General features: G+C 65.2%; 1 pseudogene. It reads left to right on the top strand.

Going from position 1 to position 1732, the window contains the following annotated elements:
* Nucleotides 1–103: 103 nt before the first annotated feature.
* Nucleotides 104–1318: pseudogene (locus ABIB54_RS17800) on the top strand (integrase core domain-containing protein); the annotation flags it as partial.
* Nucleotides 1319–1732: the final 414 nt, after the last annotated feature.

Raw genomic sequence — 1732 nt, 5'->3', positions numbered from 1 at the left:
TCTGAATGTGTTATGGCGCAGGACATTCCGGACGTTCGGGTATCAACACATCCCGGACGGTTCCGTGTTTTTTGGTCCGGACAGTTCTCCGCTGTGATAGAGGGTGCAGAAGAAGAACTCTCCCGTTGATGCCCGTGTCCGCCTTGCTATTGCCCGGTGGCCTGATGATGCCCCGCGGGGAACGGTGACGACGTTCTGTGCTGAACACGGCATCGGTCGGAGTACGTTTTACGAGCTCCGCGCCCGCGCCCGTGAGGAGGGCCAAGCCGCGGTTCTGGCGCCCCGGTCCCGGCGCCCCAAGACGAGCCCTCGCAGTGTCGCCGACGAGGTGAAGCAGCACGCCATCGATGTCCGTGCAGCACTCGAATCATCCGGCCTGGACCATGGGCCGATCAGCGTGCATGACAAGATGGCCGCCCTTGGTCTGCCTGCGCCATCGGTCGCGTCGCTGGCACGGATCTTCCGGCAGGCCGGGGTCGCCCGGTTGGAGCCGCGGAAGCGGCCGCGGGCGTCCTATCGTCGGTTTGTCTACCCGGCACCGAACGCGTGCTGGCAGTTGGATGCGACCGAGTATGTGCTGGCCGGCGGACGCAAGTGCGTGATCTTCCAACTCGAAGATGATCACTCCCGTCTCGCGGTCGCCTCCCATGTCGCCACCGGCGAAACCAGCGCCGACGCGGTGATCGTGTTCAAGAAGGGCGTGACCGCGCGTGGGGTTCCGCAACGGCTCCTCACTGACAACGGTGCCGCGCTGAACCCGTCCCGCCGCGGCTGGGAAGGTCAGCTCACCGCCTACGTGAAATCCCTCGGGGTCGAGGCGATCACCGGGAAACCCTACAAGCCGACCACGCAGGGCAAGAACGAACGATTCCACCAGACCCTGTTTCGATTCCTCGACAAGCAGCCCATCGCCGAAACCCTCGCACAGTTGCAGGAGCAGGTCGACCAATTCGACCACATCTACAACACGCAGCGCCCCCACCAGGGCCTGCCCGGCCGTCTCACCCCGCAAGCCGCCTGGGATGCCACCCCGGTCGCCGACTCTCCCCGGCCTCGGCCCGCCGGGGAGCGTCCGATGGTCCTCGAGCCCGCCACGGGGGCGCCCGGGACACCGTTCGCGTTGGAGAACATGAGCGCCGTTAAGGTCAAGTCCAGCGGCGCGATCGCCATCCGCGGGGTCACCTACCAGATCGCCCGTGAGCTGGCCGGGCAGACAATCTACATCGCCAAACAGGCCGACGGGGTGAAGTTCTTCGACAGCAACGGCGACCTCCTCCTCGAACACCCCTGGCCAGCGCCCGGCGTCAAACACGTCAGCAACGGCCGACCCCGAGGCGCAGGCAGCAAACGCCCCGCCAACATCAGAGACGTCACCGGCACGAGCACCGACGTCCCGCCCGGTGAATACCGTCGCACCGTCCGCGCCGACGGGCGGGTCAGCATCCGCAACATCGTCTACGGCATCGGCCAGCAGCACGCCGGCCGCGAACTGCACGTCGTCATCGACGAGAAGACCTGCGCATTCTGGGATCTCGTCACCGGCGAGATCATCGCCGAGCACCCTATCCCCGAACACGGCACCAAACACGTCGGATACGCCCGATACACCCGCAAACTCCCCGTCTTCACACCCACCGACCCCGACTCAGACGAAGTGTCCGCGATGTCTTGAGACATGAAATGTCCGGGATGTCCTGATGCAGAACTGCCCGGGATCTCTTGAGACATCACA

It is taken from the genome of Frigoribacterium sp. UYMn621 (assembly GCF_040549525.1).
In the GTDB taxonomy this organism is placed as follows: Bacteria; Actinomycetota; Actinomycetes; order Actinomycetales; family Microbacteriaceae; genus Lacisediminihabitans.
This window is presented reverse-complemented; position numbering and strand designations above follow the sequence as displayed.